General features: G+C 64.1%; 17 protein-coding genes and 1 pseudogene. 7 read left to right on the plus strand and 11 right to left on the minus strand.

Translation table 11 applies throughout. The annotated features are described in order from the left end of the window. The 9 genes and pseudogenes from EV671_RS27910 to EV671_RS14265 form a co-directional block, all read right to left on the minus strand. Positions 1-94 (minus strand): annotated as a pseudogene (locus EV671_RS27910) (AAA family ATPase); the annotation flags it as partial. A 165-nt stretch (positions 95-259) separates the two neighbouring features. Next, the gene (locus EV671_RS14230; RefSeq protein ID WP_132572696.1) at positions 260-1,264 is read right to left on the minus strand and encodes a hypothetical protein; all 1,005 of its coding nucleotides are present in this window, start codon (positions 1,262-1,264) and stop codon (positions 260-262) included. A gap of 265 nt (positions 1,265-1,529) precedes the next feature. Then, positions 1,530-2,576 carry a DNA-binding protein gene (locus EV671_RS14235; RefSeq protein ID WP_132572699.1) on the minus strand — a complete coding sequence of 349 codons (1,047 nt, stop codon included), beginning with the start codon at positions 2,574-2,576 and terminating at the stop codon, positions 1,530-1,532. A gap of 305 nt (positions 2,577-2,881) precedes the next feature. Then, positions 2,882-3,385 carry a hypothetical protein gene (locus EV671_RS14240; RefSeq protein WP_132572702.1) on the minus strand — a complete coding sequence of 168 codons (504 nt, stop codon included), beginning with the start codon at positions 3,383-3,385 and terminating at the stop codon, positions 2,882-2,884. A 243-nt stretch (positions 3,386-3,628) separates the two neighbouring features. Continuing rightward, a complete protein-coding gene (locus EV671_RS14245) occupies positions 3,629-3,949 on the minus strand; it encodes a hypothetical protein (RefSeq protein WP_132572705.1) in 321 nt (106 codons plus the stop codon). Next, on the minus strand, positions 3,946-5,292 hold the full coding sequence (locus EV671_RS14250) for a hypothetical protein (protein WP_132572708.1): 1,347 nt from the start codon (positions 5,290-5,292) through the stop codon (positions 3,946-3,948). Before EV671_RS14250 ends, EV671_RS14245 begins: the two co-directional genes overlap by 4 nt. A gap of 180 nt (positions 5,293-5,472) precedes the next feature. Continuing rightward, complete coding sequence (locus EV671_RS14255; protein WP_132572711.1) at positions 5,473-6,153, minus strand: antitoxin Xre/MbcA/ParS toxin-binding domain-containing protein; 681 nt, start codon at positions 6,151-6,153, stop codon at positions 5,473-5,475. Positions 6,154-6,185: 32 nt separating this feature from the next. Next, positions 6,186-6,557, minus strand: coding sequence for a hypothetical protein (locus EV671_RS14260; RefSeq protein WP_132572714.1), 372 nt, complete (start codon positions 6,555-6,557; stop codon positions 6,186-6,188). A gap of 2 nt (positions 6,558-6,559) precedes the next feature. After that, the gene (locus tag EV671_RS14265) at positions 6,560-7,066 is read right to left on the minus strand and encodes a hypothetical protein (protein ID WP_132572717.1); all 507 of its coding nucleotides are present in this window, start codon (positions 7,064-7,066) and stop codon (positions 6,560-6,562) included. Positions 7,067-7,203: 137 nt separating this feature from the next. Between EV671_RS14265 and EV671_RS14270 the strand changes: the two genes are divergently transcribed. Next, positions 7,204-7,539, plus strand: coding sequence for a helix-turn-helix domain-containing protein (locus EV671_RS14270; RefSeq protein ID WP_132572720.1), 336 nt, complete (start codon positions 7,204-7,206; stop codon positions 7,537-7,539). Between the two features lie 21 nt (positions 7,540-7,560). On the opposite strand, the gene EV671_RS27975 is transcribed toward EV671_RS14270, so the two are convergent. Both EV671_RS27975 and EV671_RS14280 read right to left on the minus strand, forming a co-directional pair. After that, the gene (locus tag EV671_RS27975; RefSeq protein WP_165917575.1) at positions 7,561-7,827 is read right to left on the minus strand and encodes a helix-turn-helix domain-containing protein; all 267 of its coding nucleotides are present in this window, start codon (positions 7,825-7,827) and stop codon (positions 7,561-7,563) included. Then, the gene (locus EV671_RS14280) at positions 7,824-8,156 is read right to left on the minus strand and encodes a helix-turn-helix domain-containing protein (RefSeq protein WP_132572723.1); all 333 of its coding nucleotides are present in this window, start codon (positions 8,154-8,156) and stop codon (positions 7,824-7,826) included. Before EV671_RS14280 ends, EV671_RS27975 begins: the two co-directional genes overlap by 4 nt. 249 nt (positions 8,157-8,405) lie before the next feature. On the opposite strand from EV671_RS14280, the gene EV671_RS14285 reads away from it, so the two are divergent. From EV671_RS14285 to EV671_RS14310, 6 genes are all read left to right on the plus strand, one after another. Then, positions 8,406-8,930: a hypothetical protein gene (locus tag EV671_RS14285; protein ID WP_132572726.1), complete on the plus strand. Its 525-nt coding sequence runs from the start codon at positions 8,406-8,408 to the stop codon at positions 8,928-8,930. Positions 8,931-9,098: 168 nt separating this feature from the next. Next, a complete protein-coding gene (locus EV671_RS14290) occupies positions 9,099-9,413 on the plus strand; it encodes a MerR family transcriptional regulator (RefSeq protein WP_132572729.1) in 315 nt (104 codons plus the stop codon). 7 nt (positions 9,414-9,420) lie between these two features. Further along, the gene (locus EV671_RS14295) at positions 9,421-10,008 is read left to right on the plus strand and encodes an RES family NAD+ phosphorylase (RefSeq protein ID WP_132572732.1); all 588 of its coding nucleotides are present in this window, start codon (positions 9,421-9,423) and stop codon (positions 10,006-10,008) included. A gap of 59 nt (positions 10,009-10,067) precedes the next feature. Then, positions 10,068-10,340 (plus strand): hypothetical protein, encoded by a 273-nt coding sequence (locus EV671_RS14300; protein ID WP_132572735.1) that lies wholly within the window; start codon positions 10,068-10,070, stop codon positions 10,338-10,340. A 109-nt stretch (positions 10,341-10,449) separates the two neighbouring features. Continuing rightward, entirely contained in the window at positions 10,450-10,749 is a 300-nt protein-coding gene (locus EV671_RS14305) for a BPSL0761 family protein (protein ID WP_132572738.1), read from the plus strand. Positions 10,750-11,072: 323 nt separating this feature from the next. Continuing rightward, the gene (locus tag EV671_RS14310; protein ID WP_165917576.1) at positions 11,073-11,498 is read left to right on the plus strand and encodes a hypothetical protein; all 426 of its coding nucleotides are present in this window, start codon (positions 11,073-11,075) and stop codon (positions 11,496-11,498) included. Positions 11,499-11,646 lie beyond the last annotated feature (148 nt).

Consider the following 11,646-nt stretch of genomic DNA (forward strand, 5'->3'; position numbering starts at 1 on the left):
GCGCGGGCCAGCTCCAGTCGAAGTCGGCCAGCGGCTTGAACTGACCGATGTGGGCCTCGCGCAGGCGGCGCTCCAGGCTGCGGCGACTGCGCTCCGGGGTGATCTCGGTTTCGGTGCAGGAACTGGGGTTAAGAACCTAGGGTAAGCCCGCGCAAAACACTGCCTCCTTCTCAAGGTGGCCGCCGTGGCCGGCGACGCCTTGCTGGACCTCGGCAATCGGTTTGCGAGCAAGCGCCAGCGGCGCCGAATGCCGCGGCTGTCAGCTCGGCTCCCTCCAAATAGTCCGCTTGTACTCCGGTCTGGCGGAGATTAGCCCCGCTTCCCTGATGAGCCTCGCCACCTCCTCCTGGCTCAGCTGGATGCGGCGCTCAAGGAAGAGTCTGGGTTCAGGAGCTCTGCGGAAGAACGCTGGCCAAGGCGCCTTGTCCTGGACCCACGAAATGTCGAGCTGTTCCGTCCAGACTCGATCGCGCGTCGGCGTCACGGTCAGCACGCCAGCTAGGCAGTGGGCCAGTTCCCGCAACGGTCCTGGCAGCAAATGCCACATGACGCGTGTCAGGGCCGCGTTTTCGCCACCGAGCGTGCCCGGCATGTTCTCGTCAAGCGTGATGAGGCACCAATACCGACAGTCCGCCGGACGATGAGCGAACTCCGGCACCACCTGCCAATACGCCATGCCTGCGCCGCCCTGGCGCGTGTCGATTGCGATCGACGACCACCCCGAGGCAGTCAGTCTTGCGGAGTCGGCGACCGTCGCTGCGCTCGCATGCCACGGCTCCCATCGTCCGGTGATCGCGTCGAAGACTTCCACGTGCTCCAGCAGCACCCCGCCGACATGGAAGTCGCTGCTGTCCTCTTCGACGCCGCCCACCTTCCAGATCAGCTCGGCTCGGCCGGGCAAGTGATCGTCCTCAGCGAAGGTCCATCCCTCAAGGGACCGATGAACGGTGCCGCGAGGGACCCTCATCAAGACCATTGGATGCTCCGATGCCCGAGTGCGCCAGTCCTGAAGGCCGTCCTTGAAGGTGCGCCAGAAGGACAGACGGAAGATGGCTTGGTGGGGCGCGCGGCGCTCATCGGCGGCGAGCAGCTCAACGTGCGGGTGCCGGTCGCCTGTGTCCCAGCGTCTGGGCCGAAGCAACGTATCTCGCCGGATGGTGCGTACTCCCATCAACGAATCGACCCTGTAGAAGAAGTCGTCGGGTTGTTCGGTATCGACGTCTTGAATCTGGCGCCAGAACTGAGCTTCGGCGTTGGTCCTCATGTCCTAAATCCCATGACCAAGTCAGTCCCCCGGAGGGCGTCGGAATGACGCCGTGGCAACGATAACGCCGCGCGCATCGCTTCGGACCACGGGCATCACGATGTGCGAGGACCGCTCGGTAAATAGCCCGCGTCGTTTTCGGTGCAAAAACTGGGGTTAAGACGGCGCAGCTTCTAATTAAATCAACAACTTACGATATTTGCCAAAAACCGCCCGCGTCGTTTTACGTGCAAAACATGGGGTTAAGGTCACCAGCAATGAGGTGTCAGCCGGTCGACGCGGCCTTGCCTTTGGACTTGCTCGCCGGCGACTGCCCGATGCGTTCCAGCACGCCCTTCACGACGTCGGCTTGCGTCTGGGCGGCTGCCTCGGCGGCCGCCAACAACCGCTCAAGCTCGCCGTTTCGGCGCTCGAGCGCCTCGGCCGTTGATTGGAGGGTTTCGTACTGCCGCACGGCTTGAAGGGCTTGGGCGCGGAGGTCTTCGACGAGCTGGTTCTGGACCGCCAGGCGCTCACCGGCCGTCTTCAGGTCACGGAGTTGCTCATCGAGCTGCCTGCGCTCAGCACGCGCGGCGGTCAGCAGCGCCAAGGCGTCTACCTTTTCCTGCAGCGCCGTCCGAAGTTCGCCCTGTTTGCTGGCCAGCGCTTCAGTCGCCGTCGCTACCTCTCGCTGCAGGTACTGCAACTGTTGCTCGTGCTGACGTGCTTCGCGATCCCGCTGCTCCTTCGATGCCGCACGGAAGTGGTCGAGCGCCTGGTGGGCGTGCTCGTGTTGCTTGCCGAGCTCCACGGCATGGGCCTTGGCGGCAGCAAGCTGTTCCTGCAGCGCGGTCACCTGCGTCGTCAACTGTCCCGTCGTCTGAGCGTGCTCAAGGCGAAGGACATCCAGCTCGCCCTGAACGCGCAGCCCCGCTGCCTTGGCGTCAGCCGCCTCTACTTGTCGGGCTTCAGCCTGGCGCAGTGAGGCTTGTGACTCGGCCAGCGCTTTCTCACGCGCCTCGGTGAGGCGCTTGACCTCTGCAGCGTGCCCTTCCTTCAGCACGTCGAAGCGCTCTTGCGATTCGAGCTCCAGACGGGCTGCCAGGTTGTTGACCAATGCCTGCAGCTGCTCGCTGACGGAGGTCCGTGGTGCCTGACTACCCCCGCCACCTTCTTCGTCCTCGATTTCCTTGACCAGGCGCGAGATGGTGCTTTTTGAGCCGGTGTTACCGAGGTGAATGCGGATGGCATCAATGGACGGGTGGTGCCCGGCCTTCAACAACGCCAGTCTCGCCGCCTGCACTTCGCGCTTCGTGATGCCTGATCTCGCCATGTCTGCCACCAATTACGTATGTGGTACGTAACGACAGTATTACGTAACACGAAATGCACGTCAACGGCGAATCGTCCTCCTGGCCGGCACGTTAGATAATTGGAAGTTATCTGTTCTGCTAGGACTCGGACTCCATCAGCGGGCGCTTTGGACGCACGAAACCCTGAAAATCTCAAGGTTGAGAAGGCGGGGCGAACGGCATGGGGAGTCCGCTGCCATCAACGCGGCAGCGCAGACGGCGCTCAGAACTGATGAGACCTGGAAAAGGTGCCGGGCCCGCGGGACTCGCCTGCTGCCGCCAACGTTCAACCGACGTTTTCCTGGTGCGTCTTGACGGCGCTGTAGACCTTCATGCAGACAGCTTGAATGGCCTCGATCGCCTGGTTCCTGTCGGGGGGTGGAGGAGTTCCCTGGTTTGTCACCGAGTGCTGAAGCGCGCCGCAGTACTCGGCCAGCACGTCGTCGATCTCTTCCAACATCCCGGTTATCGACGCGCGCAACGGCTGATCGATGAGGTTGAAGGCCATGAAAGCGACCGAGAGCTTCCCGCTCTCTTCCATCTGATCAGTCCAAAAGCTCTGCACGGCGTTGGCGGCCCACTTGCTGTCCGGCAGTGTCGCGCACAGCGTGGTTGTGGACTTTAGGAAAGGCTCGATGGACACCGGTGCCACGACCTTGCGCAGCCAGAAGTCATCAACGATCGATTGACGTCGGGCCCGGCCGTCCTTTTTGCGGTTGTAAAACAGAGTGCCCAGCGACACTGCCAAGGCAAGCACGCTGACCGACAACGCCGGAACCGTCGGCAGCATCTTGTCCCAAGCGCTCTCCCGGGCCGGCTGACAAATGACCACCTGCTGGGCGCCACCGCCAACGGTCGAACAGCCGTCCGGCAGGACGAGCTGGGCTGGCGATGTGGGAGTGGATGCCGCTGCCGCGGGGACCGCAGTTGGAGCTGGCGGCGCGGGGCTCGTTGCGGATTGAAGACCTGGGTTGGGCGCTGCAGCTGTGGCGGGCTGCGCGGCTGGCGCCGCAGCTGTCGTCAAGACGGCGCCTCAGCTGAAGAGGTTACGGCTCTGAAGCGCGCGAAGGACGTACCCGTCCATCACCTCACGCAGAAACTCGGGAGAATCGAAATGGAACCGGCGGTAGAAGGCTTCCTTCGTACCAGCACGGACCACGCTCGGGCCGAACAGGCCGAGGAAGAAAGAACTGCTGATGGTGTACGTCGACGTCGGGATGCGGACCTCCACGGGCGAACCGTTGGAGTCCAAGGTATCCAAGTCGAGGTCGCGACGAAGCGACGCGCCCCTGTCCCGGCCTGTGTAGACCGGGCCTTCAATGCGGCCGAAATCGATCAAGTTTGCGGTTGTCATGTTGCGTCTCCCGTGCTAGTGGCCTGTGTGCTCTTTGCTGTCGAGAGGGGGAACTTCACGCTGATGAGCGTACCAGGGAAGGATACCCCGGCAAGCTGACGGACATATGTAGGATCGGGCCGCTCTCGCAGATCGTTCTTGTCGTTGAAGGCAATCGTCCTCAAACCGGTCTCGCTCGTGAGCATCTTGTACTTGCCGTCGAAGGCGATGTAGGTCGATCCGGACAGGATGATCATGCGGGCCTGGGCCGAGTCGCCGTTCGAACATTCCGAATGTACGCGCTGGAAAAACTCGATCAGATCCCCTGAGCCGTTGCCCCGGGTGCTGTCGGCGGACACGTTCTTGGTGCTGACCCCGCCCTGCAGCGACAGCAAGGTGTACAGGTCTTCCTTACGCCAGGTTTTCCCGAAGAGCCGCTTCTTGGTGTGCAGGTCCATGTAGGTCTGAATCTGGTCGCGCGTCCAGTGGCCGTCGGGCAACCGTTCGAACGTCTCAGCAATGCTCGCCCCGAAATTGAAGATCGTGATCTCACACATGGGGGTGGCGAGCTGGGTATCCAAGTACCCCTGGATGGACCAGTCGAACATGCCGGAGTGCTCCTCGACGTTGTCCAGGATCTCGCCGACGTAGTTGCACAGCCGGCCGCGCGCCGCCGGCGTCATGGTGCGGCCGATGGTTTTGAGGCACTTGTTGATGTGGTCGGAGAACCTCACCGTGACCTTCGTCTTGCGGTCGGCTTCCCGCGGGCGCATGGCCCGCACGTAGTGCTTGCAGCGCTCATCGAACAGCAGCAGCCGGTCGCCGTCGACTTTGGAGAGGTACTCGTGCTCGACCTTCAGCCGTTTGATGACGCCGAGCGCCCGGACGAAGCGGACATGGGCCGGGTCACTGGGAAAGTTGCCGCGCCACCGGATCACCCGCTTGCTGCGCCGAGCCTGCGTGTCCAGTTCGTCGACGAGGACATCCAGCAGCGCGTTGGCGCCCAGGTCGTACTGGGTCAACCGGCTGAAATCGATGTAGACGTCGTTCAGCCCCTCGTACGCCATGGCCCGAGCGAGATGAGACAGGCTGCCCAGCGCCTGTTCGGGCGACTCCATGACCGAGAAGCCCGGCGGCAAGCGGAAGCCGACGCGGCGCTTGATCTTCGTGGGCTTGGCGGGCTGCGGTGCCATGCCAGCGACCATCCGCACAATCACGGAACGTCGGCCGAAGGCCGCACTCAGCGCCAGGTCGGACTGCAGCGCGCGGACAAGGGTCTTGGCGCGGCGACGCAGCCAGCGGGCATCCTTGTTGGCCCGCTTGTTCCGTAGGTAAAGCGGTATGTTGCGCTTGGCGAGATGCATGCGATGAAAAGGCGCGGCGGTCGGGCGTTCAGACTCTGCCGGCTTTTTCCTCCCTGCCTGGCATGCCTGTCGCCGGCATCAGGTGCGATGCCTGACGCCTGACCTTGTTCTAGGGGTGGCCGAGTGTAGGACCGCCGGCATCGATGCCTGGTGGCGCGCGCCTAGGCATTTCCCGATGCCCTAGTAGGTGCCGTACGCGACCCTGGTCAGGTGGTCGCTCAGCAACGCGATGCCGTCGGGCTGGTCGACGAGGTCCAGCGGCGTGCAGCCCAGGGTGACCGCAGGCTGGATGAGCCAGTCAGCCAGCCATGCCTCAGTGTCGTGGGCGCCGAGCATCCTGGACACATTGAGCAACTGCGCATAAGCAGGGGTGGCAGCGAACGCCTCCAGCCGGCGCATCAGCGAGCGCTGGGCAACCAAGAAGGTACGGATCTCGCTGGAGATGGCCGGCTTGGGCCTGTTGCGGCGAATCCTGCCAGCGCAGGCGCGGGTCGAGCGGCGCGGTCCACGGGCCGCGCGCAGCTTCCTGACGTCGGCCTTGAGCTCGAGTCGTTCGCTGAAGGACAGGCGCTGGGTCGCAGGCCGCCAGAACTGCTCGGCACCCACGGCGCGCATGGCGTCCCAATCGACCTCCTCCCTACGCTCGGCGATGGCTGCCTCCCAGACTTGCAAAGACCCCAGCGACACCGCGCGGCGGGCGCCGACGTGCTCGAGCAGCGCGCCCAGCAAAAGCGCCCGCTGGGTGTCGTCAAGACACAGCTTGCCACCGACGATCTCCAGCCGCCCGGGCAAGTCGTGATGGCGGTGCATTTCTTCGGCGCTCCAGGGTCGGCCCAACAGGCGTATGTCGAGAGGTTCCATGTCCTCAACTCCTTGAAGTAGCTATTGAGTGTTCAAGTAGCGACTCGTCTGATCATTTCTTCCCAAGTGGCGTCGCTGACATCGAGGGTGTCAGTGCGGCCGAGGAGCTGCGCGGCAGCAGCTTGCAGCACGCCCCTCTCCAGTTGGCCAGCTTCTGGCGGCGCAAGGAGCGAGTACAGACGGCCGGACGTCGTGGTCACGGTACGGCTCGCAAGGTCGACGGATTCGACGGCCGACGTCACGCGGGCGATCCCGCCGTTTCTCAGGGTGACGAGGTGCCGGTCTCCACAAGGCAGTCGCACCAGCCGCCAGGATTGCACCTTCATGTCCGGCTGCTCCTCGACCGGTGGCACGTCACGCTCGTTGACGAGCATGAATCCTAGGCCGCGGCTTTCTGAGGGCATCGTCAGGCCTCCGGGTTACGGGCGCGGCTAGCCGGACGCGAACCTCGAGCCCTGGGAACCGGTGGGCTCGCGTTGGCGACGCCCACCTTCAGCAGCAACTCCCTTTGGACAGGTTCAACGTGCTCGGGGATGAGCCCACAATCAAACGTCTCCCCCGAAACGTCGTACAGGGCGACGTGCTGACCACTGACGGAGCGATGCAGCCAGACCTCTCGGACCTCCCGTGAGGACCACTGGCCCGACGGTGATTGCCAGGCCGGCATCATGCAGACGATGCCCTTGACCTGCGAGGCATCCAGTGATCGCAACAGCTCTGCCAGGTCGATATCCCAGGCGATGCACAAGGTGCGGGTCATGCGGCACTCGGGTTCGTCTGCGTCGGCGATCTCCATCGACAGCAAGAACCAAGGGGCATGGAGCGTCAACTCGACCATTCGCCAGTGCTGTGAGCCGGGACGATCCAGGGCCGGCGGCATCGGAAACTGGTACTCGGGGTGGGAGACAAACATGCAGGAAGCAGCGGCGGATGGTGCCATCCGTCGGTGGAAGGGTTGAGCTGGCGCGCATTGTTCGGACGTCGTGGTCAGATTCAGTTTCCGAATACGGTTGAACTTCGAATACGGTGTCGCCGCTCAAAAGCGTCCCCATGGCCAAGACCCTGCACACCCGACACAACAAGATCTTCCTGAAGATGCTCCGGGAGCTGCGCGAGTCCCGCGGCCTGCGCCAGACTGACCTGGCGGACCTGCTCGGCCACAGCCAAGCCACGGTGAGCAACGTCGAACGCGGCGAGAGGCGGCTCGATGTCATCGAGTTGCGCGACTGGCTGGATGCGTTGAACGAGAAGTTCGCTGATTTCACGTCCAAGTTGGACGACGAGCTCCTTCGCCTGGGTGGACCGCGGCTGCGGATCGTGCACCCGAAGGGCAACCGTGCACGTCATGTGCTGAGTCAGATGCTGAGGGTGGTGCGGTCGAAGTGAGCCGCTGGAAAACGCCGATGGTCAGTGCAGCCGGTCGGGTCTGCGGCCGACGCACTCGTCCAGCCTGCCCATAAACTCGGTGAGGGATGACCCACAGGCGAACGCCCATCGCTGAAGCTCAAGGACGTCAACGCGACGCTGGCCGGCCTCACCCGCAGCTACGTTGGCTGCCGGCACACCGAGTCTGCCGGCCAGCGCTTGGTGACTGAGGCCGGCTTGCTCACGAAGCTGAATGAGCGCTTCCAGAAACGCCGCGTAGGCTGCACGGGACCTGCGCGCCGGTGTCACGCTACCGAGCGGGGACGCCGCTGGCGCATGTCCAACCGCAGCTTGTCGAACGAGGCGATTTCGTCGCGGACGCCTGACAGCAACCGCTCGACCTCGGCCGGCGTGCCCTTGTTGCAGAACGTCAGCGTCAGCAGGGTCAACGGGTGAACGTCCAGGACTTGCGCCAGCTGGACCGTCTTGGCCAAGGTGGGATCGGCGCCGTCGTTCTCGAGCCGACTGACGTAGGTGCGGCCGGACACCTCGTAAAAATCTTCCTGCGACAGGCCGCGCTCGATCCTCACGGCGCGCAGCGCCTGGGCGAATTTGGGTGCTGTTGCCTTGGGACTCATCGCGGGTCGTTTCCGGCCCGCATTGGCTCATCACGCACCTCAAAGGACTACACCCGATAAGGTGCGTTAGCACGGCATCAGTCGATCTTGGGTACGCCAGCTGGCGGCGTGGTGGGCGTTGCATGCGCCTTGAGCACCGTAGCTGCGGCCGGTCAACGTCACCACTACCAATCTCCGTAGGCGGTGACCGCTCGTCCAATTTGGCTTGCGAACTTTACGAGATAACCGAAATAACCTAGACTGCCAGTCATGGACATCAGTCTCCGCCATTGCTTTGCCGAGCACGACGCCCGTCTTGACGACGTGCTGCTCCTGCTGCGTGGTGAGAGCCGCCATGGCGACGGCCGGCGGGCGCGCGGCTTGGCAGCCCGAGCGCTCCAGCAGGTAAAGCGCCAGCGCCACATCTTCAGCCTGGACGGAGTCGAGTTGGACGATGTGGCAAGGCGCGTGGCCAGAACGTCCTTCCGCCAGGAAGGCCGGCGGGACATTGAGTTTTGGATTGGCGGTCAGGCCAAGCAGCTTCGGCTCAACCCCGTCATGGAGGCGCTCGACGCGACGTGGCACGCCGTTGAAGAGCGCCGCGTTGTCCGTCATCTGCTGGTCTTCCACCTCAGTCAGGCCGCCAAGGTCGCCAGCAAGTCGGCGCTCTTGATCTGGGCGTTGGCGCGGGACGTCTGGCGCAAGCTGGCGGCGCAGGCACGCATCCGGTTCCCCAAATTGAGAGCCAACGGCTTCTTCGGCGCGGACAAGGTCGATGGCCGAAATCTTCCATGACCCCTTCAGGGCGAAATCATGAAGCAGACCGCAACCACTACCTCCGCGACGCGGCCCCGCACGGGGTCGCCGACAGCAAGACAGTCTCCCTATGTGTCAGCAGCAGCAACCAAGGCGCTCCTCTCGGGCAGCCTGGCGTTCCGAACGGAGCGCCTGAGTGCTGAAGACATGGTGAACACCGACGAGGCAGCCAAATTGGCCGGCACGACCCGAGTCACGATCAACGCATGGATTGCCAAGGGACGAGCCATCGGCTTGACCCAAACGCGCCGCGGCTTCCGGCTGCCGCGCTGGCAATTCGAGCCTGCGCTCTGGGATGCGATCCCGAAGCTCGGCGCCGCGCTGGCGACGACGGACGGCTGGGCCCTGCTGGGCTTCCTCGAAAGCCCGTTGGGCAGCCTGAACGGGCGCACGCCCCGCCAGGCCATCGAACAGGGCAAGTTGGCACGGGTGCTGGAGTTGGCTGGAGCGGAGGGCACCTGAGCCCTCAATGAATCTCACAGACCTTGAGTACGCGCCAGCCTACGTGCTGCCGCCCTCCTTGGCCCTGTACAGGGTCCAACGCTTCGCCCCGCGGCGCGGCGACAAGAAGGCTGGTCGAATCCGGCTGGCACCACCCGGCACGCTGAGCGGCCGATTTGATCTTCCGGATGAACTGGTCGGCTACTTTGCCGAGCGGCCCGAGACCGCCGGCTACGAATGCCTCGCGCGGCGCGAGTTCGAGACGATGGATTTCGCCTCGCTGGCCCAGCGGGAACTCTTGTGCCTGACGGTCCAACGCCACATCCGGCTGCTCGACCTGCGGGCGCAGGCGCAGTCGTGGCCGGTGCTGCAGTCACTGCGCTTCAACCTCACGCAGGAGCTGGCTGCGAGCGCGAGGGACGGTGGTTTCGAGGGGATCATCTACAAGTCCGCCCAGCAGTTCGGCATGGATTGCATGGCCGTCTTCGGTCCGGCGCTGGCACGACTTCGCTACGAGTGGGCCGAGCGCCTGGTCGAGCCAGGCACCGGCAACCTTCATTCAGTGGTGGCTGAGGTCGCTCGTGGTGCGCAGATCAAGGTGTTGCCGCCGGCGTAGCCGGCTGAAGGCCGCGGGGCATTTGCTGCGGCCATGGTGCTTTCTGCGAAAGTTCACGCATGAAACGAGTTCGCATTGCCCCAGGCAAGTTCGTCGCCATCTCCCCCGACTTGGCGGAGAAGGCCGAGCGGGTCTTGGCAACGGGCCTCACCCGCGAACAGGTTGCCGAGCTGAGGGCAACAGAGCCGAAGCGTTTCATCGGAGCCATGGCGGGCTCGCCCAAGCCGCTCGCCATTGCCAAGCCCAGAGCCAACGTTCTGGCCAAGGCTGCTGCCGCGTCGCCTGCGAGCGAGATTTCGGCATCAGGCGCCCAGCGTCGCAAGAGCGGGTGAAGCGCCGGCGGGGCCGGCGGCCTCACGTCGTCGCTTTGAATATCAAGAGTGTTGATATGGGCCTGAGCACAGATATGTTGAGGTGCTCAAAGCTTTCCATGGAGGCCGCGTGACGACGCCGGACGAGCGCAGAAGAAACTTGATCTGGGGGCGTGAAACGCTCGACGAGTTCTCCAGGGACTCCTCGCTGCCATCGTCTTGGCGAGAGGAAGCAGCTCAGCTCCTGGACGGCTATCCGACGGTCGAGTACCTGCAGCGTTTCAACGCCTGGGATTTGGCCGAGCTTGATGAATACGCGGCGCTGCTGATGAAGGCGCGGCTGCTGTTCCTGCGCGTTCGGACGAGCGCAGATTGCTCCGAGCAGCGTCGATACAGCCTGGGCGTCGTGCTCAGGCACTTCTATGGGTAGGCGTTTCAGCTTGGGGCAAGGTCGTTGCGCAACGCGCACGAAACTCGGCTGCGGGATGCCCCGTTTGGATTCGTGGTGGCGTGGCTGCTAGAGTCGCCATCGAGGCCGGCACTGCTGGCCTCCCTGCTTACCTCCCTGGCAGGCTTCAGCGCCGACAGCGATGAAGGTTCAGCCCTCGGCCAAAACCGAGGGTTTTTTTCTTGCGGGGCCGGGTCGCATTGCAGTCCGGGGGCGCCATGCGATCGCGGCATCTTCAAGGGGAACACCCTAGGTAGACAGGGCCATGCACGCTTGGTGCAATGCAGCATCCCGTGACCTTCTCCATGAAACTCCTCGGCTTCTGGCTCCTGATCGTGCTCGCGGTGCTCGTCCCCGCGACTGCCAGCGTGGCCACGTCGCTGTTCTGCCCCACCGTCGCGGTTGCGAAGGCGAAGCTGTCTGGACAGGTCGCCGAAGCGAAGACCCTGAGCAAGCATGCGGCGCTCTCGGGCGCCCATGCAAGAGCGCCGATCACCAAGGCGGCTGGCAAGAAGCCGGTTGCCACAGAGTCCGATGCACAGACGCAGCACTGCTGCGATGCCTCGCCTTGCAACCACTGCACGAGCTGCGGTTCCTGCGTGTCCATGGTGACCGAACTCGCCATGGTGGCGGCTGACCATCCGCTGGCCGATCTGGTCCTGCCGGATCCTGGTGGACCGCGCGCTGAGTTCCTGCGCTCCGGGCAGGAACGGCCACCCCGAACCAGCTGACTCAGCACGACCGCCAGCCGGCGGCCTGCGCGAACGCGCATGCCGAGACGAGCTGGCCACGCGTCGGCTGAGTGGCATGCGGTGGCTGCCGGAGCTCCTGATCCCCACGGGTTCCCCGTCAAACGACTCTTCTCGTGTCCATCGCCAT

This window comes from Roseateles saccharophilus (assembly GCF_004342485.1).
In the GTDB taxonomy this organism is placed as follows: Bacteria; Pseudomonadota; Gammaproteobacteria; order Burkholderiales; family Burkholderiaceae_C; genus Pelomonas; species Pelomonas saccharophila.

What these genes read in the sequence shown, in the direction of transcription:
- EV671_RS14230 (WP_132572696.1), bottom strand. Translation starts at nt 1,264, where the DNA reads ATGAGGACCAACGCCGAAGCTCAGTTCTGGCGCCAGATTCAAGACGTC.
- EV671_RS14235 (WP_132572699.1), bottom strand. Translation starts at nt 2,576, where the DNA reads ATGGCGAGATCAGGCATCACGAAGCGCGAAGTGCAGGCGGCGAGACTG.
- EV671_RS14240 (WP_132572702.1), bottom strand. Translation starts at nt 3,385, where the DNA reads ATGCTGCCGACGGTTCCGGCGTTGTCGGTCAGCGTGCTTGCCTTGGCA.
- EV671_RS14245 (WP_132572705.1), bottom strand. Translation starts at nt 3,949, where the DNA reads ATGACAACCGCAAACTTGATCGATTTCGGCCGCATTGAAGGCCCGGTC.
- EV671_RS14250 (WP_132572708.1), bottom strand. Translation starts at nt 5,292, where the DNA reads ATGCATCTCGCCAAGCGCAACATACCGCTTTACCTACGGAACAAGCGG.
- EV671_RS14255 (WP_132572711.1), bottom strand. Translation starts at nt 6,153, where the DNA reads ATGGAACCTCTCGACATACGCCTGTTGGGCCGACCCTGGAGCGCCGAA.
- EV671_RS14260 (WP_132572714.1), bottom strand. Translation starts at nt 6,557, where the DNA reads ATGCCCTCAGAAAGCCGCGGCCTAGGATTCATGCTCGTCAACGAGCGT.
- EV671_RS14265 (WP_132572717.1), bottom strand. Translation starts at nt 7,066, where the DNA reads ATGTTTGTCTCCCACCCCGAGTACCAGTTTCCGATGCCGCCGGCCCTG.
- EV671_RS14270 (WP_132572720.1), top strand. Translation starts at nt 7,204, where the DNA reads ATGGCCAAGACCCTGCACACCCGACACAACAAGATCTTCCTGAAGATG.
- EV671_RS14280 (WP_132572723.1), bottom strand. Translation starts at nt 8,156, where the DNA reads ATGAGTCCCAAGGCAACAGCACCCAAATTCGCCCAGGCGCTGCGCGCC.
- EV671_RS14285 (WP_132572726.1), top strand. Translation starts at nt 8,406, where the DNA reads ATGGACATCAGTCTCCGCCATTGCTTTGCCGAGCACGACGCCCGTCTT.
- EV671_RS14290 (WP_132572729.1), top strand. Translation starts at nt 9,099, where the DNA reads ATGGTGAACACCGACGAGGCAGCCAAATTGGCCGGCACGACCCGAGTC.
- EV671_RS14295 (WP_132572732.1), top strand. Translation starts at nt 9,421, where the DNA reads ATGAATCTCACAGACCTTGAGTACGCGCCAGCCTACGTGCTGCCGCCC.
- EV671_RS14300 (WP_132572735.1), top strand. Translation starts at nt 10,068, where the DNA reads ATGAAACGAGTTCGCATTGCCCCAGGCAAGTTCGTCGCCATCTCCCCC.
- EV671_RS14310 (WP_165917576.1), top strand. Translation starts at nt 11,073, where the DNA reads ATGAAACTCCTCGGCTTCTGGCTCCTGATCGTGCTCGCGGTGCTCGTC.